19 protein-coding genes and 1 tRNA gene are annotated in these 20,974 nt (G+C 61.0%); 11 read left to right on the top strand and 9 right to left on the bottom strand.

Annotated features, from left to right (window positions below; genetic code table 11):
* Positions 1-73: 73 nt before the first annotated feature.
* Together GST84_01590 and GST84_01585 are read right to left on the bottom strand one after the other, a co-directional pair.
* Entirely contained in the window at positions 74-1,180 is a 1,107-nt protein-coding gene (locus tag GST84_01590; protein XGB11118.1) for a helix-turn-helix domain-containing protein, read from the bottom strand.
* A 502-nt stretch (positions 1,181-1,682) separates the two neighbouring features.
* The gene (locus tag GST84_01585; protein XGB11117.1) at positions 1,683-3,059 is read right to left on the bottom strand and encodes an L-serine ammonia-lyase; all 1,377 of its coding nucleotides are present in this window, start codon (positions 3,057-3,059) and stop codon (positions 1,683-1,685) included.
* Positions 3,060-3,511: 452 nt separating this feature from the next.
* On the opposite strand from GST84_01585, the gene choX reads away from it, so the two are divergent.
* The 3 genes from choX to choV all read left to right on the top strand — a co-directional run bounded on the left by choX (position 3,512) and on the right by choV (position 6,564).
* The gene (choX, locus tag GST84_01580; protein ID XGB11116.1) at positions 3,512-4,459 is read left to right on the top strand and encodes a choline ABC transporter substrate-binding protein; all 948 of its coding nucleotides are present in this window, start codon (positions 3,512-3,514) and stop codon (positions 4,457-4,459) included.
* 84 nt (positions 4,460-4,543) lie between these two features.
* Positions 4,544-5,389 carry a choline ABC transporter permease subunit gene (choW, locus tag GST84_01575; protein ID XGB11115.1) on the top strand — a complete coding sequence of 282 codons (846 nt, stop codon included), beginning with the start codon at positions 4,544-4,546 and terminating at the stop codon, positions 5,387-5,389.
* A complete protein-coding gene (choV, locus tag GST84_01570) occupies positions 5,386-6,564 on the top strand; it encodes a choline ABC transporter ATP-binding protein (GenBank protein ID XGB11114.1) in 1,179 nt (392 codons plus the stop codon). The genes choW and choV overlap by 4 nt, the downstream gene beginning before the upstream one ends.
* A 117-nt stretch (positions 6,565-6,681) precedes the next feature.
* On the opposite strand, the gene hisF is transcribed toward choV, so the two are convergent.
* The 6 genes from hisF to GST84_01540 form a co-directional block, all read right to left on the bottom strand.
* Positions 6,682-7,452: an imidazole glycerol phosphate synthase subunit HisF gene (gene hisF / locus GST84_01565; protein ID XGB11113.1), complete on the bottom strand. Its 771-nt coding sequence runs from the start codon at positions 7,450-7,452 to the stop codon at positions 6,682-6,684.
* Between the two features lie 10 nt (positions 7,453-7,462).
* On the bottom strand, positions 7,463-8,200 hold the full coding sequence (hisA, locus tag GST84_01560; protein ID XGB11112.1) for a 1-(5-phosphoribosyl)-5-[(5-phosphoribosylamino)methylideneamino]imidazole-4-carboxamide isomerase: 738 nt from the start codon (positions 8,198-8,200) through the stop codon (positions 7,463-7,465).
* A gap of 27 nt (positions 8,201-8,227) precedes the next feature.
* Complete coding sequence (locus GST84_01555; GenBank protein ID XGB11111.1) at positions 8,228-8,488, bottom strand: DUF2164 family protein; 261 nt, start codon at positions 8,486-8,488, stop codon at positions 8,228-8,230.
* The gene (gene hisH, locus GST84_01550; protein XGB11110.1) at positions 8,489-9,127 is read right to left on the bottom strand and encodes an imidazole glycerol phosphate synthase subunit HisH; all 639 of its coding nucleotides are present in this window, start codon (positions 9,125-9,127) and stop codon (positions 8,489-8,491) included.
* Positions 9,128-9,721: an imidazoleglycerol-phosphate dehydratase HisB gene (hisB, locus tag GST84_01545; GenBank protein ID XGB11109.1), complete on the bottom strand. Its 594-nt coding sequence runs from the start codon at positions 9,719-9,721 to the stop codon at positions 9,128-9,130.
* 184 nt (positions 9,722-9,905) lie between these two features.
* On the bottom strand, positions 9,906-11,567 hold the full coding sequence (locus GST84_01540; protein ID XGB11108.1) for an MFS transporter: 1,662 nt from the start codon (positions 11,565-11,567) through the stop codon (positions 9,906-9,908).
* Positions 11,568-11,835: 268 nt separating this feature from the next.
* Between GST84_01540 and GST84_01535 the strand changes: the two genes are divergently transcribed.
* The 6 genes from GST84_01535 to GST84_01510 all read left to right on the top strand — a co-directional run bounded on the left by GST84_01535 (position 11,836) and on the right by GST84_01510 (position 17,296).
* The gene (locus tag GST84_01535; GenBank protein XGB11107.1) at positions 11,836-14,082 is read left to right on the top strand and encodes an AsmA family protein; all 2,247 of its coding nucleotides are present in this window, start codon (positions 11,836-11,838) and stop codon (positions 14,080-14,082) included.
* Entirely contained in the window at positions 14,079-15,146 is a 1,068-nt protein-coding gene (gene mutY, locus GST84_01530) for an A/G-specific adenine glycosylase (protein ID XGB11106.1), read from the top strand. The genes GST84_01535 and mutY overlap by 4 nt, the downstream gene beginning before the upstream one ends.
* A complete protein-coding gene (locus GST84_01525) occupies positions 15,143-15,415 on the top strand; it encodes an oxidative damage protection protein (GenBank protein ID XGB11105.1) in 273 nt (90 codons plus the stop codon). The genes mutY and GST84_01525 overlap by 4 nt, the downstream gene beginning before the upstream one ends.
* Positions 15,416-15,505: 90 nt before the next feature.
* Positions 15,506-15,581, top strand: a tRNA-Phe gene (locus GST84_01520).
* A 169-nt stretch (positions 15,582-15,750) separates the two neighbouring features.
* Positions 15,751-16,731, top strand: a complete 981-nt coding sequence (gene ppk2, locus GST84_01515; GenBank protein ID XGB11104.1) for a polyphosphate kinase 2 — start codon at positions 15,751-15,753, stop codon at positions 16,729-16,731.
* 121 nt (positions 16,732-16,852) lie between these two features.
* Positions 16,853-17,296, top strand: coding sequence for a hypothetical protein (locus tag GST84_01510; GenBank protein XGB11103.1), 444 nt, complete (start codon positions 16,853-16,855; stop codon positions 17,294-17,296).
* 113 nt (positions 17,297-17,409) lie between these two features.
* Here the strand turns inward: GST84_01510 and gabP are convergent, their stop codons facing one another.
* The gene (gene gabP / locus GST84_01505) at positions 17,410-18,795 is read right to left on the bottom strand and encodes a GABA permease (protein XGB11102.1); all 1,386 of its coding nucleotides are present in this window, start codon (positions 18,793-18,795) and stop codon (positions 17,410-17,412) included.
* A 631-nt stretch (positions 18,796-19,426) separates the two neighbouring features.
* On the opposite strand from gabP, the gene GST84_01500 reads away from it, so the two are divergent.
* Positions 19,427-20,200 (top strand): ATP-binding cassette domain-containing protein, encoded by a 774-nt coding sequence (locus tag GST84_01500; protein ID XGB11101.1) that lies wholly within the window; start codon positions 19,427-19,429, stop codon positions 20,198-20,200.
* Positions 20,201-20,211: 11 nt separating this feature from the next.
* The gene (locus GST84_01495) at positions 20,212-20,964 is read left to right on the top strand and encodes a transporter substrate-binding domain-containing protein (protein XGB11100.1); all 753 of its coding nucleotides are present in this window, start codon (positions 20,212-20,214) and stop codon (positions 20,962-20,964) included.
* Positions 20,965-20,974 lie beyond the last annotated feature (10 nt).

Below are 20,974 nucleotides of genomic sequence, written 5' to 3'. Positions count from 1 at the left end.
GGTCACCGCTGGCTCAAGCTCAGCGGGTGTGACCTGTGGGAGCGGGCGTGCCCGCGAAGAGGCCGGCGCGGTCTCAGAGCCTTACACTGGCAAATGTCGACTCGTTGCGCGCCTGGCTAAGGGCCGCCATCGGCCCGCTGTGCGGCGACAGGGTCATGGCCTGCGGAATCGGCATCATGGCCACCTGCTGCGCGGTGTTGGAGCCCACGCGCTCGTCACGCGGCGGAATGCCAAAGTACTCGCGATAGCACTTGGAGAAGTGCGGGGTCGACACGAATCCGCACACCGATGCCACTTCGATGATCGACATTGGCGTCTGCTTCAGCAGCTGCCGCGCACGGATCAGGCGCAACTTCAGGTAGTAGCGCGACGGCGAGCAGTGCAGGTACTTCTGGAACAGGCGCTCAAGCTGGCGTCGCGAAACCGATACATACACCGCCAGTTCGTCCAGGTCGATCGGCTCCTCCAGATTGGCCTCCATCAACGCGACGATTTCCTGCAACTTCGGCTGGTTGGTGCCAAGCATGTGTTTGAGCGGCACACGCTGGTGGTCCTGCTCGTTGCGAATACGCTCGTAGACGAACATCTCGGAAATCGCCGCCGACAGCTCACGGCCGTGATCACGGCTGATCAGGTGCAGCATCATGTCCAGCGGCGCGGTACCACCGGAGCTGGTGAAGCGGTTGCGGTCAAGGGTGAACAGGCGGGTGCTCATGTTCACCCGCGGGAAGGCTTCCTGCATTGCGGCCAGGCATTCCCAGTGCACGCTGCAATCGAAGCCGTCGAGCAGGCCAGCGCAGGCCAGTGCCCAACTGCCGGTGCACACGGCACCCAACCTGCGCGACTGACGGGCCTGGGCTTGCAACCAGGTGACGTGTTCACGGGTGACGGAACGCTGGATGCCAACACCACCACAGACAATCACGGTGTCGATGGGCGGAGCATTGCTGATTGCCGCATCCGGTGTGATTTGCAGACCATCGCTGGCCCACACCTGACCGCCATCGATCGTCAGCGTGTGCCACCGATACAGCTCACGGCCAGACAGCTGGTTGGCCATGCGCAGCGGCTCGACCGCCGATGCCAGGGAAATCAGGGTGAAATTGTCCAATAGAAGAAACCCGATGGACTGGGGTGTTGTGCGGTTCTGGGTTGGATTCCCGGAGTTGTACGACGTCATCGCGATTTCTCCTCACACAAATGCAGGGTGTGCCTCAGGCGGGCACTTACTTCTTGTTATGACCCCTCGGTCATTTTCCGGGGGTAGGCTTGCCAATCTCAACGCAAACGCCGTGCCTAAACTTGAACGGCCATCCAAAAAAACCTGAAAACGACGCCTTTATTGGGCATTTCAAGTACTTGCATCGTGTTGGCCAGTCGTCCAAAACAGGCGAGCTAGCGCGTTGCCTGTAACGGTTGAGCAGTTTAGTGACACGTGCCGCGTGGGTTTCCCAGAAGCGACACCTTTAAGTGTCACCGACAACGCCTACACTGATCGCGACATCCGACGATCGGTAGGCGGGCCGCAAATCACCGCACCATAAAGAGGCATAGGCGGTTGTGTTGCACCTGCATCAGCCTCAAGGGCCTCTTCGCGGGCAAGCCCGCTCCTACAGGGATTTGCACAGTTCCTGTAGGAGCGGGCTTGCCCGCGAAGACGCCCTGGAGGTCAGATCAGCAAATCAGCACTCGATAGCGCTGACCGCCAGGCCACCGCGCGAGGTCTCTTTGTACTTGTCGTGCATATCGGCCCCGGTATCGCGCATGGTGCGGATTACCTGATCGAGGGAAATGAAGTGCTCACCATCACCGCGTAACGCCATCTGCACCGCGTTGATGGCCTTCACCGCAGCAATCGCGTTGCGCTCGATGCAGGGCACTTGCACCAACCCGCCAACCGGGTCGCAGGTCAGGCCAAGGTTATGTTCCAGGGCAATTTCAGCGGCGTTCTCAACCTGTGCGGGAGTGGCGCCGAGTACTTCGGCAAGGCCTGCTGCGGCCATCGCGCAGGCCGAGCCGACTTCTCCCTGGCAACCTACTTCGGCACCAGAGATCGAGGCGTTCTTCTTGCACAGGATGCCCACGGCGGCGGCGGCCAGGAAGTAATCGACAACGCTGGACTCATCAACCTCATCACTGAAACGCATGTAGTAATGCAGCACCGCCGGGATGATGCCCGCCGCGCCGTTGGTCGGTGCGGTCACCATGCGCCCGCCGGCGGCGTTTTCTTCATTGACCGCCAAGGCGAACAGGTTGACCCATTCCATGGCGCTCATGGTCGAGCCGATCACGTTGGGCTTGCCGATTTCCTGCAGGCTGCGGTGCAGCTTGGCGGCGCGGCGGCGCACGTTCAGCCCGCCCGGTAGCGTGCCCTCGTACTTGAGGCCGTTGTTGACGCATTCCTGCATGGCTTCCCAGAGCTTGTGCAGGCCAGCGCGGATGTCTTCCTCGCTGCGCCAGACCTTCTCGTTGGCCATCATCAATTGCGACACGCTGAGGTCGTTTTGCTTGCACAGGCGCAGCAGTTCGGCGGCGCTGTTGAAGTCGTACGGCAACACCGTCTGGTCAGCATCCAGCACACCGCTGGCGGCTTGGGCTGCATCGACTACAAAGCCGCCACCCACCGAGTAATAGGTGTCGCGGTGCAACTCGCCCTGCTCGCCTTCGGCAATCAGGGTCATGGCGTTGGGGTGATACGGCAGGTTCTCGTCCAGCAGCAGCATGTCGCGGGCCCAGACGAACTCGATGGGCAAGCGGCTATCCAGCTGCAGGGTGTTGGTTTCGCGCAGGTCGGCGATACGCGGCACGATCTGGGTCGGGTCAATGGCGTCAGGCCACTCGCCCATCAGGCCCATGATGGTGGCGTTGTCGGTGCCATGACCAATACCGGTGGCCGACAGCGAGCCATACAGGCGCACTTCGATCCGTTTTACACGTTCCAGCTCGCCGCGTTCGCGCAGGCCCTGAACGAACAGGGCGCCAGCACGCATGGGGCCGACGGTGTGGGAGCTGGAGGGCCCGACACCGATCTTGAACAGGTCGAACACGCTGATGGCCATTGTCGAATCACCTCTTGCTGGGCTTGTCTCTGCGCGCCATGCGCAGGGCGGAGTAGCTGCTAGGCTCAAACAGCGGGCCGCCTTGAATGCCAGCATCATCGGGCTTTTACCGCCCACCTCGCCGTCTGCAACCGACGTACTTTTGTCCAGCAGCGCCGCGCTGTTTTTAACGAGGAACTGCGCCCACCACGCCGTTTTCCAGCGGCCTGATGACGCAAAAATGCGTGTGAGGAGGTGGAAAAATCCATAAGCGACATCGCCCATACTGGATACGACCCGTTCCGTACTGGATACGACCCCACCAGTAGGCGATTGCCCGGCGCTGGAGGATTATCGAAAGCGACTCGTAAAGCACGGCCACGCATCCTGCCCTCTGCAGGCCTGGTCGACCGGACCCTCAGAAAGCCCGGCGACCCACGCGAACCCGAAGACAATATCTCAGGAGTCCATCCATGAAAGGTTCACCCTCGCTGTTGCTGGTTGCGTTGCTGTCCGCGCCATTGCTGGCCCAGGCAGCCGAACCCGAGCAGTGTCAGACTGTACGCTTCTCCGATGTCGGCTGGACCGACATCACAGTCACGACCGCGACCACCAGCGTTGTGCTCGAAGCACTGGGTTACAAGACCCACACCACCATGATCTCGGTACCGGTGACCTACAAGTCGCTGGCCACCGGCAAGGACCTGGACGTGTTTCTCGGCAACTGGATGCCGACCATGGAGAACGACATCAAGCAATACCGCGACGCCGGCACGGTAGAAACCGTGCGCGCCAACCTGGAAAACGCCAAGTACACCCTGGCAGTCCCCCAGGCGCTGTATGACAAGGGCCTGAAAGATTTCAGCGACATTCCCAAGTTCAAGAAAGAACTGAACGGCAAGATCTACGGCATCGAACCGGGTAACGACGGCAACCGCACCATCCAGAGCATGATCGACAAGAACGCCTTTGGCTTGAAGGACGCCGGTTTCAAGATCGTGCAGTCCAGCGAGGCGGGCATGCTGTCGCAGGTTGATCGCGCGCAGAAACGCGGCGAGGCAATGGTGTTCCTGGGCTGGGAGCCACACCCGATGAACACTCGCTTCAAGATGCAGTACCTGACCGGCGGGGACGAATTCTTCGGCCCCGACTTCGGCAAGGCCACCGTGCTGACCAACACCCGCAAGGGGTATACGCAGGAATGCAGCAACGTTGGCCAACTGCTTAAAAACCTGTCGTTCGAGCTCAAGGATGAAAGCACCATGATGGGCTATGTCCTGGACGACAAGATGAAACCCGAAGCCGCCGCCAGAAAATGGATCAAGGACAACCCAGGCAAGCTGGATGCCTGGCTGGCCGGCGTAACTACCGTTGATGGCAAACCCGGCCTGGAGGCGGCCAAGGCCAAGCTTACGCAATAACGAACTACGCAGTAGCGCTACCTCGGGGCAGGACCGTGCCTGCTCCGGGTTGATTTCAATCTATGCAGGTGGAAGCTCGCTATCATGCTTATCGATCAGAAAATACCTTTGGGCCAGTACATCGCGTCGTTCGTCGAATGGCTGACCCAGCATGGCGCGAATTACTTCGACGCCATCGCGCAAGGCCTGGAGTTCATGATCTACGGGGTTACCAGTATCCTTACCTGGTTCAACCCGCTCGTTCTCATCGCCCTGTTCGCCGCCCTGGCGCACCTGATCCAGCGCAAGTGGGCGCTTACCGCGTTCGTTGCCCTGTCGTTCCTGCTGATCCTCAACCTGGGTTACTGGCAGGAAACCATGGAAACCCTGGCGCAGGTCACCTTCGCCACGGTGGTATGTGTGTTGATCGGCGTACCACTGGGCATCCTCGCCGCGCACAAACCGATGTTCTATACCGCCATGCGCCCGGTGCTCGACCTGATGCAGACGGTGCCCACCTTCGTCTACCTGATCCCTACCCTGACCCTGTTCGGCCTGGGCGTGGTACCGGGGCTGATCTCCACCGTGGTGTTCGCCATCGCAGCGCCCATTCGCCTGACCTACCTGGGCATCTGCGACGTGCCCCAAGAGTTGATGGACGCCGGCAAGGCCTTTGGCTGCTCGCGTCGGCAACTGCTTACCCGTATCGAACTTCCGCACGCGATGCCAAGCATCGCCGCCGGTGTCACTCAATGCATCATGCTGTCGCTGTCGATGGTGGTAATTGCCGCCCTGGTCGGCGCTGACGGCCTGGGCAAACCTGTGGTCAACGCACTGAACACCGCCGATATCTCCCTGGGCTTCGAAGCGGGCCTGGCGATCGTGCTGCTGGCAATCATGCTCGACCGTATCTGCAAGCAACCGGAACTGCCGGTAAGGGGTGAGGCATGAGCATCATTCGTTTCGAAGACGTCGACGTCATCTTCTCCAACAAGCCGCGCGAGGCACTGTCGCTGCTGGACCAAGGCCAGACCCGCGAGCAGATCCTCAAGCAGACCGGCCTGGTGGTGGGTGTCGAAAAGGCCAACCTCGATATCAACAAAGGCGAGATCTGCGTGCTGATGGGCTTGTCCGGCTCGGGCAAGTCGAGCCTGCTGCGCTGCATCAACGGCCTCAACACCGTCAGCCGCGGCAAGTTGTTCGTCGAACATGAAGGCAGGCACATCGACATTGCCAACTGCTCCGCGGCCGAACTGAAGATGATGCGCACCAAGCGCATTGCGATGGTGTTCCAGAAGTTTGCCCTGATGCCCTGGCTGACGGTGCGCGAGAACATCAGCTTTGGCCTGGAGATGCAGGGTCGTCCGGAAAAGGAACGGCGCAAGCTGGTCGACGAGAAGCTTGAGCTGGTGGGCCTGACCCAGTGGCGCAACAAGAAGCCGGATGAGCTTTCTGGCGGCATGCAACAGCGCGTGGGCCTGGCCCGGGCGCTGGCGATGGATGCCGACATCTTGCTGATGGACGAACCGTTCTCGGCGCTGGATCCCCTGATCCGCCAGGGCCTGCAAGATGAGCTGCTTGGCCTGCAGGCCAAGCTGAGCAAAACCATCGTGTTCGTCAGCCACGACCTGGACGAAGCGCTGAAACTGGGTACCCGCATTGCGATCATGAAAGACGGGCGGATCATCCAGTACAGCAAACCGGAGGAGATCGTGCTGAACCCGGCCGACGAATACGTGCGCACCTTCGTCGCCCATACCAACCCGCTGAACGTGCTGTGCGGCCGCAGCCTGATGCGCAGCCTGGACAACTGCAAACGGGTCAATGGCTCGGTGTGCCTGGACCCAGGTATCGACTCGTGGCTGGACCTTGGCGAAGGCGGCGCGCTAAAGCGTGCACGCCAGGGCCAGAACGGTCTGGACATGCAGAAATGGGCACCGGGGCAAGATGTGGAGTTGCTGGAGCGCAGGCCGACTGTGGTGCACGCCGATATTGGCATGCGTGACGCACTGCAGATTCGTTATCAGACCGGCAACAAGCTGGTGCTGCAGGATAACGACAAGGTGGTGGGGATTCTCGGGGATACCGAGCTTTACCACGCGCTGCTCGGCAAGAACCTCGGTTGAGGCAATTGGGGCCGCTTCGCGGCCCTTCGCGGGCACGCCCGCTCCCACAGGTTTGCTGAGATCTCTGTGGGAGCGGGCGTGCCCGCGAAGGGCTGCAAAGCAGCCCCGATCAATGGATCAGCGAACGACAATCCCGCGCGAAGCCATGTAGGCCTTGGCCTCCGGCACTGTGTACTCGCCAAAGTGGAAGATGCTGGCCGCCAGCACCGCGCTGGCGTGCCCTTCCAGAATGCCGTCTGCCAGGTGCTGCAGGTTACCCACGCCCCCCGAGGCAATCACCGGAATGCCCAGCGCATCACTGATAGCGCGGGTGACTCCCAGGTCGAAGCCGTTCTTCATGCCGTCCTGGTCCATGCTGGTCAGCAGGATCTCGCCAGCGCCCAGGCCTTCCATCTTCTTCGCCCACTCGACTGCATCCAGCCCGGTCGGCTTGCGCCCGCCGTGAGTGAAAATCTCCCAACGCGGCTCTTCACCTGGCCCGGACACTTTCTTGGCATCGATGGCGACAACGATGCACTGCGAACCGAAACGGTCCGCCGCCTCGCCGACAAACTCCGGGTTGAACACCGCGGCGGTGTTGATCGAGACCTTGTCGGCACCGGCGTTGAGCAGGTTGCGGATGTCCTGCACGGTACGCACGCCACCACCGACCGTCAGCGGGATGAACACCTGGCTGGCCATGCGCTCGACGGTATGCAGCGTGGTGTCGCGGCCATCGACGCTGGCGGTGATGTCGAGAAAGGTGATTTCGTCGGCACCTTGCTCGTCGTATCGACGGGCGATTTCCACCGGGTCGCCGGCGTCACGGATGTTCTCGAACTTGACGCCCTTGACCACCCGGCCGTTGTCCACGTCCAGGCAAGGGATAATGCGCTTGGCCAGTGCCATGGTTCAGTCCTCAGCCTTGGTAGTTGTCACAGAAGGCCTGGGCCTCAGCGACATCCAGGGTGCCTTCGTAGATGGCACGGCCAGTGATGGCGCCGATGATGCCCGGGGCCTTGGCGTCCAGCAGGGCCTTGATGTCGCCCAGGTTGTGAATGCCACCCGAGGCGATCACCGGGATACGGGTGGCTTCAGCCAGTGCCTTGGTGAAGGGCACGTTGCAGCCCTGCATCATGCCGTCCTTTGCAATGTCGGTGTAGACGATCGCCGAGACGCCATCGGCCTCGAAACGCTTGGCCAGGTCGATGACCTGCACCGAGCTGACTTCGGCCCAACCGTCGGTGGCGACGAAACCGTCCTTGGCGTCCAGGCCGACGATGACCTTGCCCGGGAAGGCTTTGCACGCTTCAGCGACGAACTCGGGCTGCTTGACTGCCTTGGTGCCGATGATCACGTAGCTGACGCCAGCCTTGACGTAGTGTTCGATGGTTTCCAGCGAACGGATACCGCCGCCGATCTGGATCGGCAGGTTCGGGTAGCGCTTGGCGATGGCGGTAACCACTTCACCATTGACCGGCTGGCCTTCGAAGGCGCCGTTGAGGTCGACCAGGTGCAGGCGGCGGCAGCCACCCTCGACCCACTTGGCGGCCATGCTCACCGGGTCGTCGGAAAATACCGTAGAGTCTTCCATGCGGCCCTGGCGCAGGCGCACGCAAGCACCGTCCTTCAGATCGATAGCGGGGATAATCAGCATCTTGGGAACCTGTCTATTTGTTGGGTTTCAGGGCTTCTCGAGTGCCCACAGGTCGCTTTCGATGCTCTCGAACCGCTCCTTGAGGTGCAGCTGAACATCGGCAATCGCCCTGTTGTAGTAATGGGGTGCAATCTCTTTGCTGAACAGCTCGAGGACCTCGGCCACCTCGAATGACCCCAACTGCAGCTCGAAGCGGTCTTCGAGGAAGCGCTTCAAGGTATCGAGCGCTTCGCGCTCCTGTTCGGGGGCAAGGGTGATGCTCGGGGCCTTGGTCTTCGACCTGCTCATTTACCAGCGCCCGTCCCAGGCGATGAAGTTCTGCAGCAACTGCAGGCCATGGGTATGGCTCTTCTCCGGGTGGAACTGCACGGCAAAACGCGAACCGTCGGCCAGCGCTGCGGCGAAGTCGACGCCATAGTGACCGCGCCCCACCACCTGGCCTGGTTTGCCGGCATTGATGTAGTAGCTGTGCACGAAGTAGAAACGTGCGCGGTCAGGGATGTCGTGCCACAGCGGGTGATCGATGGTCTGGACGACTTCGTTCCAGCCCATGTGCGGCACCTTAAGGTGCTCGCCGTCTTCTTGCAGGTCTTTGCCGAAAAAGCGCACCTGGCCAGGGAACAGGCCGATGCAGTCGACGCCGGTGTTTTCCTCACTGTGTTCGAGCAGCGCCTGCATACCGACGCAGATGCCAAGGAACGGGCGGTCCTGGCTGACTTCGCGCACCAGGCTGTCGAAGCCAAGGCGGCGGATCTCGGCCATGCAGTCGCGAATCGCGCCCACGCCCGGGAACACCACACGGTCGGCCTCGCGGATCACTGAGGCATCGCTGGTAACCAGCACTTTACCGGCACCTACGTGCTCAAGCGCCTTGGCCACCGAGTGCAGGTTACCCATGCCATAGTCGATTACGGCTACCGTTTGCATTTACAGGCACCCTTTGGTGGAAGGCATCTGCCCGGCCATACGCTCGTCGAGAGTGATGGCCATGCGCAGGGCGCGGCCGAAAGCCTTGAATACGGTTTCGATCTGGTGGTGGGTGTTGTGACCACGCAGGTTATCGATGTGCAGGGTTACCAGGGCATGGTTGACGAAGCCCTGGAAAAACTCCTGGAACAGGTCGACATCGAAGCCACCAACGCTGGCACGGGTATACGGCACGTGCATCTGCAGGCCTGGGCGGCCAGAGAAGTCGATGACCACGCGTGACAGCGCTTCGTCCAGCGGCACGTAGGCGTGGCCGTAGCGGAAGATACCTTTCTTGTCACCGATGGCTTGGGCGAATGCCATGCCCAGGGTGATGCCGACGTCTTCGACGGTATGGTGATCGTCGATATGCGTGTCACCCTTGCACTCGATATCCAGATCGATCAGCCCATGGCGGGCGATCTGGTCCAGCATGTGTTCAAGGAAGGGCACACCGATATCGAATCGGGCCTTGCCACTGCCATCGAGGTTGATCGAGCACTTGACCTGGGTTTCCAGGGTATTGCGCTCGACGGAAGCCTTACGTTCAACCATCACCAGCTCCGCAAAATCATTGGGCGAAAAGGGTTTCATTATAGGCCCAGAACGCGCCAGCTTGAAACGCGGATGACATATGGCAAAGCCAGGATTTACACGGACTGAATACCGCTACAGGTCTATACAACCACAATGGCCCGCTCCTGCATCTGCGAAAGGGGCGCAACGCGCCCCCTGCTGATCAATGGAACAGCACAGCGGTCTTCTGCAAGGTCACCAAGACACCCCAGGCCAACGGCACAACCACCACCGCCCAGGCCAGCAGCACCAGTGGCAGGCTGCCTGGCGCCGCTTTCCACTCCAGCGACCGCGCCCCATCGGCGCCCTTGTCATGGCTCAACGCGCGCTCGGCCGTCAGTTCGGCATCACTCATGAAGTGCTTGTCGGCCACCGGACGCACCAGCATGTTGCAGATAAAGCCCAGCACCAGCAGACCCGCGAGGATGTACAAGGTCATGTCATAAGCCGCCGCCCGCTCCACGCCCGCCGCCAGTTGATACTCGCGCAGGTAGGTGATCAGCACCGGCCCCAGCACCCCGGCTGCCGCCCAAGCGGTCAGCAGGCGGCCATGAATGGCACCCACCATCTGCGTGCCGAACAGGTCGGCCAGGTAGGCCGGCACCGTTGCAAAGCCACCGCCATACATCGACAGAATGATGCAGAACGCGGCCACGAAAAGTGCCACGTTGCCCAGGTGCCCCATGTTCGGTACCAGGCTGTACAAGCCCACACCCAAAGCGAAGAAGGCAAAGTAGGTGTTCTTGCGGCCGATGTAGTCGGAGAACGATGCCCAGAAGAACCGGCCGCCAATGTTGAAGAGGCTCAGCAGGCCGGTAAAGCCGGCGGCGATCGCGGCAATTTGCGCCAACTGCGCAGTGCTCAGCTGGCTGAAGGTCAGTTCGTTGCCCAGTAATTTACCGGCGAACACTTCCTGCAGCAGCGGCGAAGCCATACCGATAATGCCGATGCCCGCCGACACGTTCAGGCACAGCACCAGCCAGATCAGCGCGAACTGCGGGGTCTTCCAGGCCACACTGACGTGCACGTGACGGTCGGTGACCATGGCGTTACTGGCATTCTTCAACGGCGCAGCCCAGCCTTCAGGCTTCCAGCCGGTCGGTGGTACGCGATACGCCAAGGCGCCAGCGGTCATGAACACGAAGTAGATCGCCGCCATGGCGACAAAGCTCTGCCATACCCCAACTTCGTGCTCATTGCCAAAATGCCCCATAAGCGCGGTGGCCAGCGGTGCCCCTACCATGGCCCCGCCGCCAAAGCCCATGATCGCCATACCGGTGGCCATGCCGCGTTTGTCCGGGAACCACTTGATCAAGGTCGACACCGGCGAGATGTAGCCCAGGCCCAGGCCGATACCGCCGATCACGCCGGAGCCAAGCCACATCAGCCACAGCTGATGGGTTTTCACACCTATCGCCGAAAGCAGCATGCCACCGCACCAGCACAACGCCGACACCAGGCCAGCCTTGCGCGGGCCGGCGTGCTCCAGCCAGCCGCCCAGCACCGCCGCCGAGCAGCCGAGGAATACGAAGAACAGGGTGTAGATCCAGCTCAGCATCGAGATTGGCCAGTCGCATTCGGCGCTGAACATTCGGGCCATGAAGCCCATGTCTGCTGCACAGGCGACGGGGGCGGTGATCCCAAGGGCTTGCGACAAAGGCAGCCAGAATACCGAGAAGCCGTAGGCCATACCGATGCACAGGTGAATAGCCAGGGCGGCTGGCGGAACCAGCCAGCGGTTGAAGCCTGGGCGGGCAATTATGCGTTCCTTCGACAGGAAACCTGGCGCACTGGCCGAGGTTCCCGTCGCGACAGTACTGGTCATGGATCTGATCCTTGTTATTGGGAAGGTGCTCGCGAAGCGGCGCAAGGGTAGCAGCATCAAGCAGGATGAAAGCAATCTGCCATCGTTCAATTCTGCCCGACTGAAACGGTCATGGTTCCGGCACAAGCTCAATATTAAGCTGTCGAAAGCCGTACCATCTGATACAGGCGTAGGAATTTCCTACATCTCTAGTCGTACAAGCAGGGGGAACCGCTACAGCGTTATACTCTGCCGCCTGAACTCACTAACGGACTAAAAGGACTCGCCCATGAAAGCGTTCGGCAAAATCCTGGGACTGGGGCTTCTCGGGTTACTGCTGATCATCGTGGCGCTGGGCTTCGCCCTGACCCACCTCTTTGATCCCAACGACTACAAAGACGAGATTCGCCAGTTGGCACGCGACAAGGCTCACATCGAACTGACCCTCAACGGTGACATCGGCTGGAGCCTGTTCCCGTGGCTGGGCCTGGAGCTGCACGAAGCCAGCATCGCTACCTTGAACAAACCCAAGGAGCCGTTCGCCGATCTGCAGATGCTTGGCCTTTCAGTCCGTGTGCTGCCGCTGCTGCGTCGCGAAGTACAAATGAGCGACGTACGTGTCGAAGGCCTGAACCTGACCCTGACGCGCGACGAACAGGGCCATGGCAACTGGGAGGACATCGGCAAGCCGCTGCCCGCGGAGAATGGCGCAAGTACCAATGCACCGGCACAGGCACCTGCCGAGCAGAAGCCTGCGACCGTCGACAGCAACGAGCGCGCCATCAAGCTGGACATCGACAGCCTGACCGTGAACAACGCCCGCGTGCAGTACACCGATGCCAAGACCGGTCACAGCTACAGCGCCGAGAGCATCCAGCTGAGCACCGGCCCGGTCCATGAAGGCGCAAACATCCCGCTCAAGGCCAGCGCCTTCATCAGCGCCAGCCAGCCGAACATCAAGGCCCGTACCGAACTGGCCGGCGAATTGCGCTTCGACCGCAAGCTCAAGCGCTACAACTTCGAAGACATGCGCCTGTCGGGCGAGACCTCGGGTGAGCCAACTGGCGGCAAGACCGTGACTTTCGCCGCCCAAGGCCAACTGCTGGTCGACCTGGCCGCCAATGTCGCCACGTGGAACGGCCTGAAAGTTTCGGCCAACCAACTGCGCGCCCTCGGTGAGCTGAACCTGCGTGATCTGGACAAGGCACCCCAGCTGAGCGGCGGCCTGTCCATCGCCCAGTTCAACCTGCGCACCTTCCTTGAAAGCATCGGCCGCCCGCTGCCGGCCACCAACGACCCGGCCGCCTTCGCCAAACTGGAACTGGTAACTCGCCTGAAGGGCACGCCTGACAGCCTGGCCCTGGAAGACCTGGCGGTGAAGCTGGACGACAGCACCTTCAGCGGCCGCGTGGCCGTCGAAGATTTCGCCAGACAGGCCCTGCGCCTGCAGCTTAAGGGCGACACCTTCGACGCCGACCGCTACCTGCCGGCCAAGAGCGAAGAGGCCAAGGGCGCCACCGCTGCGCGCCAGGCCGAGGTCAAGCAACAAGAGGCCAGCGCCGTAGCCAGTGCCGGCTCCACACCACTGCCCAGTGCCCCGACACAAGTGGCATGGAGCGACGACAAGCTGCTGCCGGTCGACCGTTTGCGCGCCCTCGATCTGCAGGCCGACCTGGCCTTCGGCTCGTTGACCCTGGATAAGCTGCCGATCGAAAACGCCCAGCTAAAGGCCGTTGGCCAAGGCGGCCTGCTGACCCTGCAAACCCTGCGCGGAGAGCTGTACAACGGCACCTTCGAAGCCAAGGGCACGGTCGACGTGCGCCCTGCCGTGCCGCAGCTGGGTGTGAACACCAACATCCAGCGGGTGCCGGTGGAGCACTTCATCAAGGCCGAAGGCAAGGAACAGACGCCACCAGTCAAGGGCCTGCTGACCCTGACCAGTGATCTGACAGCCACCGGTAACAGCCAGAAGGCACTGGTCGACACCCTGAACGGCAGCGCAAACTTCGCCATCAACGATGGCGTGCTGGTCAATGCCAACCTGGAACAGCAACTGTGCCAGGCCATCGCCACGCTCAATCGCAAGACGCTGAGCAGCGAACCACGCGGCAAGGACACCCCGTTCCAGGAACTGCGCGGCAGCCTGGTCATACGCAATGGCGTCGCCAGCAACCCGGACCTCAAGGCGCGCATCCCGGGCCTGACCGTCAACGGCCATGGTGACCTCGACCTGCGCGTGCTGGGCATGGACTACAACATCGGCGTAATCGTCGAAGGCGACCAGCGTGCCATGCCAGACCCGGCCTGCCAGGTCAACGAACGTTATGTGGGTGTTGAAGTACCCCTACGCTGCCGTGGCCCGCTGGAACTCGGCGCAAAGGCCTGCCGCCTCGACCAGAACGGCCTGGGCAAGGTTGCCGCCAAGCTGGCCGGCAACCGCCTGAAAGACAAGATCGATGAAAAGCTTGATGAAAAACTTGGAGACAAAGTGAGCCCGGAACTGAAAGACGCGCTCAAGGGGCTATTCAAGCGATGAGCCCCGAGCAGTTCTCCAGCGCTGTGCTGGACTGGTATGACGAGCACGGCCGGCACGACCTGCCCTGGCAACAGGGCATCACCCCGTACCGCGTGTGGGTGTCGGAAATCATGTTGCAGCAGACCCAGGTCAGCACCGTGCTCAACTACTTCGACCGCTTCATGCAGGCCCTGCCAACCGTGCAAGCCCTGGCCGAGGCACCGGAGGACGAAGTGCTGCACCTGTGGACGGGCCTGGGCTACTACACCCGCGCACGCAACCTGCAAAAGGCCGCCAAGGTCGTCGTCGAGCAACATGGCGGCGAATTCCCGCGCAGTGTCGAGCAGCTTACCGAGCTGCCCGGCATCGGCCGCTCCACTGCCGGCGCGATCGCCAGCATCAGCATGGGCATCCGCGCACCGATCCTCGACGGCAACGTCAAGCGCGTGCTGGCACGCTACACCGCCCAGGCGGGCTACCCAGGCGAACCCAAGGTTGCCAACCAGCTATGGGCCACTGCCGAGCGTTTCACCCCGCAACAACGCGCCAACCACTACACCCAGGCGATGATGGACATGGGCGCCACGCTGTGCACGCGCAGCAAGCCCAGCTGCCTGATCTGCCCGTTGCAGCGTGGCTGCGAAGCGCACCTGCACGGCGAAGAAACCCGCTACCCCGAGCCCAAACCGCGCAAGGCGCTGCCGCAACGGCGCACACTGATGCCTCTGCTGGCCAACCACGAAGGCGCCATCCTGCTTTACCGACGCCCTTCCAGCGGCCTGTGGGGTGGTTTGTGGAGCCTCCCGGAACTGGACGACATCACCCAGCTCGACGACCTGGCCTATCAGCACGGCCTGCGCCTGGCTGGCCGCCACGCCATGGACGGCCTGACCCATACCTTCAGCCACTTCCAGCTGGCGATCGAACCCTGGCTAGTACGCGTCGACCCGGTCGGCGAGCACGTGGCCGAGGCCGACTGGCTCTGGTATAACCTCGCCACCCCGCCGCGTCTGGGCCTCGCCGCCCCGGTGAAAAAACTGCTTGAACGCGCGACCGACGAACTGATTGCAGGAGACGCCCGATGACCCGCACCGTGATGTGCCGCAAGTACCAAGAAGAACTACCAGGCCTGGAACGCCCGCCCTACCCCGGCGCCAAGGGCCAGGACATCTTCGAACACATCTCGCAGAAAGCCTGGGCCGACTGGCAGAAGCACCAGACCATGCTGATCAACGAAAAACGCCTGAACATGATGAACGCCGAGGACCGCAAATTCCTCCAGGCCGAAATGGACAAGTTTTTCGCCGGCGAAGAATACGCCCAGGCCGAAGGCTACGTTCCACCGGCCGAATGACCCCAAAAATCGTAAGCGACGGAATTAATTTAAAATTTTTTCAAAAAGTCGTTGACGAGCGGTCCGGAAATCTATTTAATTCACCTCGTCGCCCAGATAGCTCAGTCGGTAGAGCAGAGGATTGAAAATCCTCGTGTCGGCGGTTCGACTCCGTCTCTGGGCACCACCTTCAAGCTTCTGGTGGTTGCAAAGTTACCCGAAGCGACAACAAGAAACCCGCCTAGTGCGGGTTTTTTGTTGTCTGTAATTTTTCTCATTGATCAGCATCAAATAGCCATTATTCGCTCACCTTCATAATCGAATACGGACATCCGTATCGACCAGCAAGGACCTCCATGAGCGAAGAATCACCCCTCCTGCTCCCCTCCCCCAGCGAATCCGCACTCACACCGATCCGCACCCGCCGCCCACGCCAGCGCAAGCCGGAGCCGACAATAACCAGCATCAGCCAGCAACCCGCAGCGCTGGAGGTTGCCACCGCCCCCAAGGGCAGCAACGAAGACAGCACCTCGGCGCGCCTGCCGGCCAACTACCCTTACCGTACCCGCCTGCGACGCCAGGACTACGATAAGGCCAAGCATGCGTTACAGATCGAGCTACTGAAGGTACAGAGCTGGGTGAAGGAAACCGGCCAGCGGGTGGTGATCCTGTTCGAAGGGCGCGATGCCGCAGGCAAGGGCGGCACCATCAAGCGCTTCATGGAGCACCTCAACCCACGCGGTGCGCGCATCGTCGCTCTGGAGAAGCCTTCCGAGCAGGAGAAAGGCCAGTGGTACTTCCAGCGCTACATCCAGCACCTGCCCACGGAGGGTGAAATGGTGTTCTTCGACCGTTCCTGGTACAACCGGGCCGGAGTCGAGAAGGTGATGGATTTTTGCACGCCACTGCAGTACCTGGAATTCATGCGTCAGACGCCAGACTTGGAGCGCATGCTGTGCAACAGTGGCATCCTGCTGTTCAAGTACTGGTTTTCGGTGAACCGCGAAGAGCAGCTGCGCCGTTTCATTTCGCGCCGGGACGACCCGCTCAAGCATTGGAAGCTGTCACCCATCGACATTAAGTCGCTAGACAAGTGGGAGGACTACACCTCGGCCAAGGAGGCGATGTTCTTCCATACCGATACAGCCGATGCGCCGTGGACGGTGATCAAGTCCGATGACAAGAAGCGGGCGCGGATCAACTGCATCCGGCATTTCCTGCATTCGCTGGACTACCCGGGTAAAGACCCTCGGGTGGCGTATGCACCCGACCCTCTGCTGGTAGGCCGAGCTTCACGCGGCTTCGAAGAAGATGAGACTCCGCAGCCAGCCACCTGAAGGCTCGGCATGCCTACCATCCCGCAGACCTCTCCACTGCAGCGCTCGGGAGCACTGCTTGGGTTTATCGGGCAATTGCGCTTCAATACGCGCACTTTCAGACACACCCAAGGATTTGCCCATGGCCACCCCTACCAAGCAACAGAAACGCGCCAAGCGCGCCGCCAGCAAGGCCAAGCAGAACCGCATGGTACGCAGCGGCCAAGCGGTCAAGGCCAGCGCCGGCGACAGCGCCAGCGTCGAGCAGGTGTACAACAAGGCCATGGAGTCGGGCAGCTACGACGCGATGTTCAACAAGATGAAGGAAGCCCAGGAAGGCGGCCTGGTGCCAATGATCTCGGTGTTCCTGGTGGACCCGCTACTCGCCCTCGTGCTCAAGGGGCACAAGGAAGAACACGCCACCGACTACATCGTGCTGGTGTTCAACGCCTACCGCAAATGGCTGGACGGCGCTGACGAAGAGACCACCATGGCCTGGCTGGAGAGTGATGAATTCCAGGAAGCCTATATCGCAGCTTCCGAACTCGTGGCCAAGCAGCAGCAACAGCAGAAGCAGTTTGGCTGACAGGCCTGTGGTGAACCTGTGAGAGCGGGCTTGCCCGCGAAAGGGCCATCACAGGCGACAGAAAAGGCCGCACCCTTCACAGGGCGCGGCCTTTTCATTTAAGCCAGCGCGGGTCAGCTGTCCAGCGCCACCCGCCCGGCAGCCTCGCGCTTGCGATGAACCAGCAAGCCAGCCGCCACCACAGCAATACTCAGCAGCGCAGTCGCAATGATCTCTACACGGTGATCCTCACGCAGCGCCATGACTACCAGAATGGCAACGATGAAGGCAATGGTCGCCCAGGTCAGCCCCGGGAACAGCCACATCTTGAAGGTGATCTTTTCGCCACGGGCTTCACGCTGGGCGCGCATGCGCAGTTGCGACACGGCGATCACCAGATACACCAGCAGCGCAATGGCGCCAGAGCTGGCCAGCAGGAACTCAAATACCTGGGCCGGTGCCACGAAGTTGGCGAACACGCAGAGAAACGCCGCCGCAGTGGACAGCAGTACCGCCACGTGCGGGGTCGCCGCCTTGGTGGTGCGCTGGGCGATGGCCGGAGCGTCGCCACGCTTGCTCAGCGAGAACAACATGCGCGAAGAAGTGTATAGCGCCGAGTTCAGGCAGCTGGTTACTGCAACAAGCACGACGATGTCGACGATCAGCTTGGCGTTCGGCACACCGATACGGCTCAGCACGGTCTGGTAGGAGCCAGCCTCGGCCAAGGCCGGGTCGTTCCACGGCACCAGGGCCACGACCAGGAAGATCGACACCAGGTAGAACAGGCAGATACGCCAGATTACCGAGTTTGTGGCACGGCTGATCTGCTTGCCCGGGTCCTTCGACTCGGCAGCGGCGATGGTGACGATTTCAGTACCCATGAACGAGAACATGGTGGTCAGCATCGCGGCCAGCACTGCGCCCAGACCGTTGGGCATGAAGCCCTGGGTATCGAACAGGTGGCTGGCACCGCTCACCTGGCTATTCGGTACAAAGCCGAACAAAGCAGCACAGCCCACGGCGATGAAGCCGATGATCGCCAGCACTTTGAGCAAGGCAAACCAGAACTCGAACTCACCGTAGTTCTTCACGCTGCACAGGTTGGTAAGTGTCAGTGCCAGGGTAATGATGAGGGAGAACGCCCACAGATCAACTGCGGGGAACCAGGCATGCAGAATGGCCGCGGCCGCGTTGGCCTCCAGCGGAATCACCAGCACCCAGAACCACCAGTACAGCCAGCCAATGGTGAACCCGGCCCAGCGCCCGATGGCGCGGTCGGCATACGTAGAGAACGAACCGGTGTCAGGCGAGGCGACTGCCATTTCACCCAGCATACGCATCACCAGCACGACCAGCGTACCAGCGGCAGCGTAAGCCAGCAGCACGGCAGGGCCGGCAGCTGCGATGGCGTGGCCGGAGCCTACGAACAGGCCGGCACCGATGACGCCAGCGATGGACAGCATGGTTACATGCCGTTGTTTGAGCCCCTGAGCGAGGTCATTGGAATTGTTACCGCTCATTGAAACTACCTTTGTAAGGAGTGGACCACGCCGACTGCGGATACAGAGCGCGCCAGGGGTTGACCTAGGCGTCGCTGCAATCGGCGGTTTCCTACTGGCAATAAGCGCGCCAGGTGCTGAATACATTCATCAGAAAACTCTGCAGGCCTTTTAGGATGCGGCCCGGAGGGCTTTCGGCCATTCCTTGACCGAAAGGGCACCAAATAGGCGGATTACTGAAATACCCACTTACAAATGCACCAAAGGTGCTCCTCGGTAACACCTTTGCACCACTGCAATGCCGAGAAGTGCAACCCATGGGTACAACCTTATGACCCCAACGAAGCATTCGCGGGGTAACCCGCTCCCACAGGTAAAAGGTAGGGTTTACTCCTCCAATGGGCCAAAACAGCTTCCATGAGCCGGCCAAAGCTGGCACCATCGCGCCTTTTTTCATCAAGGCTCTGGTGCTGGGCGACACCTTCGCGGACATCTGCGCGACGTTACGCTGTAGCGATGCGACAAACTGCCCCACCAGCGCCCCCAGTCCCCGGCGACCCTGTTGGCCGTCATAATGCCGCTATGCTAGCTTGGCGCACGCCAGGAAGGCCGCCAACAGCTGGGAACGCACCCGAACACATGAGGACCGCACATGGCTCAGGCCACGCCCGCGCTGGAAATCCGCAATTTGCACAAACGCTACGGCGAGCAGGAAATTCTCAAGGGCATTTCGCTGACCGCTCGCGACGGTGACGTGATCTCCATCCTGGGGTCGTCCGGCTCCGGCAAGTCCACCCTGCTGCGCTGCATCAACCTGCTCGAGAACCCGCACCAAGGCGAAATCCTGGTCGCCGGTGAAGCCCTCAAGCTCAAGGCCGCCAAGAATGGCGACCTGATTGCAGCCGACAACCGCCAGATCAATCGCCTGCGCAGCGAAATCGGCTTTGTCTTCCAGAATTTCAACCTGTGGCCACACATGTCGATCCTCGACAACATCATCGAGGCGCCACGCCGCGTGCTCGGCCAAAGCAAGGCCGAAGCCATCGAAGCCGCCGAAGCGCTGCTGAACAAGGTCGGCATCTACGACAAACGCCACAGCTACCCCGCCCAGCTTTCCGGTGGCCAGCAACAGCGCGCCGCCATTGCCCGTACCCTGGCCATGAAGCCTAAAGTGATCCTGTTCGACGAGCCCACTTCGGCCCTCGATCCGGAAATGGTCCAGGAAGTGCTTAACGTTATCCGCGCATTGGCCGAAGAAGGCCGTACCATGCTGCTGGTGACGCACGAGATGAGCTTTGCCCGCCATGTGTCCAGTGAAGTCGTCTTCCTGCACCAGGGCCTGGTCGAAGAGCAGGGATCGCCGCAGCAGGTCTTCGAAAACCCGACCTCGGCGCGTTGCAAGCAATTCATGTCCAGCCACCGCTAACGGAGCAATACATGCACACCTACAAGAAGTTTCTCCTGGCAGCTGCTGCCACGCTGGTGATGTCGGCAAACGCCATGGCCGCAGAAAAACTGCGCATGGGCATCGAAGCCGCCTACCCACCGTTCAACAACAAGGATGCCAGCGGTAACGTGGTTGGCTTCGACAAAGACATCGGCGACGCCCTGTGCGCCAAGATGAAAGTCGAGTGCTCGGTCGTTACCTCCGACTGGGACGGCATCATCCCGGCCCTTAACGCCAAGAAGTTCGACTTCCTGGTGTCGTCGCTGTCGATCACCGACGAGCGCAAGCAGGCTGTGGACTTCACCGATCCGTACTACTCCAACAAGCTGCAGTTCATCGCGCCGAAAAACGTCGACTTCAAGACCGACAAAGCGTCGCTGAAGGGCAAGGTCATCGGCACCCAGCGCGCCACCCTGGCCGGCACCTACCTTGAAGACAACTACCCGGATGTCGATATCAAACTTTACGACACCCAGGAAAACGCCTACCTCGACCTGGTCTCCGGTCGTATCGACGGCATCCTGGCCGACAAGTACGTGCAGTACGAGTGGCTGAAAAGCAAAGACGGCTCGAACTTCGAGTTCAAGGGTGAGCCGGTGATGGACAGCGACAAGATCGGCATTGCCGTGCGCAAAGGTGACACCAAGCTGCGCGACGACCTGAACAAAGCCCTGGCAGAAATCAAAGCCGACGGTACGTACAAGAAAATCAACGACAAGTACTTCCCGTTCAGCATCGAATGATCCGCCCTGA

The organism is Pseudomonas putida (assembly GCA_041879295.1).
In the GTDB taxonomy this organism is placed as follows: Bacteria; Pseudomonadota; Gammaproteobacteria; order Pseudomonadales; family Pseudomonadaceae; genus Aquipseudomonas; species Aquipseudomonas putida_Y.
This window is presented reverse-complemented; position numbering and strand designations above follow the sequence as displayed.

What these genes read in the sequence shown, in the direction of transcription:
- GST84_01590 (XGB11118.1), bottom strand. Translation starts at nt 1,180, where the DNA reads ATGACGTCGTACAACTCCGGGAATCCAACCCAGAACCGCACAACACCC.
- GST84_01585 (XGB11117.1), bottom strand. Translation starts at nt 3,059, where the DNA reads ATGGCCATCAGCGTGTTCGACCTGTTCAAGATCGGTGTCGGGCCCTCC.
- choX (XGB11116.1), top strand. Translation starts at nt 3,512, where the DNA reads ATGAAAGGTTCACCCTCGCTGTTGCTGGTTGCGTTGCTGTCCGCGCCA.
- choW (XGB11115.1), top strand. Translation starts at nt 4,544, where the DNA reads ATGCTTATCGATCAGAAAATACCTTTGGGCCAGTACATCGCGTCGTTC.
- choV (XGB11114.1), top strand. Translation starts at nt 5,386, where the DNA reads ATGAGCATCATTCGTTTCGAAGACGTCGACGTCATCTTCTCCAACAAG.
- hisF (XGB11113.1), bottom strand. Translation starts at nt 7,452, where the DNA reads ATGGCACTGGCCAAGCGCATTATCCCTTGCCTGGACGTGGACAACGGC.
- hisA (XGB11112.1), bottom strand. Translation starts at nt 8,200, where the DNA reads ATGCTGATTATCCCCGCTATCGATCTGAAGGACGGTGCTTGCGTGCGC.
- GST84_01555 (XGB11111.1), bottom strand. Translation starts at nt 8,488, where the DNA reads ATGAGCAGGTCGAAGACCAAGGCCCCGAGCATCACCCTTGCCCCCGAA.
- hisH (XGB11110.1), bottom strand. Translation starts at nt 9,127, where the DNA reads ATGCAAACGGTAGCCGTAATCGACTATGGCATGGGTAACCTGCACTCG.
- hisB (XGB11109.1), bottom strand. Translation starts at nt 9,721, where the DNA reads ATGGTTGAACGTAAGGCTTCCGTCGAGCGCAATACCCTGGAAACCCAG.
- GST84_01540 (XGB11108.1), bottom strand. Translation starts at nt 11,567, where the DNA reads ATGACCAGTACTGTCGCGACGGGAACCTCGGCCAGTGCGCCAGGTTTC.
- GST84_01535 (XGB11107.1), top strand. Translation starts at nt 11,836, where the DNA reads ATGAAAGCGTTCGGCAAAATCCTGGGACTGGGGCTTCTCGGGTTACTG.
- mutY (XGB11106.1), top strand. Translation starts at nt 14,079, where the DNA reads ATGAGCCCCGAGCAGTTCTCCAGCGCTGTGCTGGACTGGTATGACGAG.
- GST84_01525 (XGB11105.1), top strand. Translation starts at nt 15,143, where the DNA reads ATGACCCGCACCGTGATGTGCCGCAAGTACCAAGAAGAACTACCAGGC.
- ppk2 (XGB11104.1), top strand. Translation starts at nt 15,751, where the DNA reads ATGAGCGAAGAATCACCCCTCCTGCTCCCCTCCCCCAGCGAATCCGCA.
- GST84_01510 (XGB11103.1), top strand. Translation starts at nt 16,853, where the DNA reads ATGGCCACCCCTACCAAGCAACAGAAACGCGCCAAGCGCGCCGCCAGC.
- gabP (XGB11102.1), bottom strand. Translation starts at nt 18,795, where the DNA reads ATGAGCGGTAACAATTCCAATGACCTCGCTCAGGGGCTCAAACAACGG.
- GST84_01500 (XGB11101.1), top strand. Translation starts at nt 19,427, where the DNA reads ATGGCTCAGGCCACGCCCGCGCTGGAAATCCGCAATTTGCACAAACGC.
- GST84_01495 (XGB11100.1), top strand. Translation starts at nt 20,212, where the DNA reads ATGCACACCTACAAGAAGTTTCTCCTGGCAGCTGCTGCCACGCTGGTG.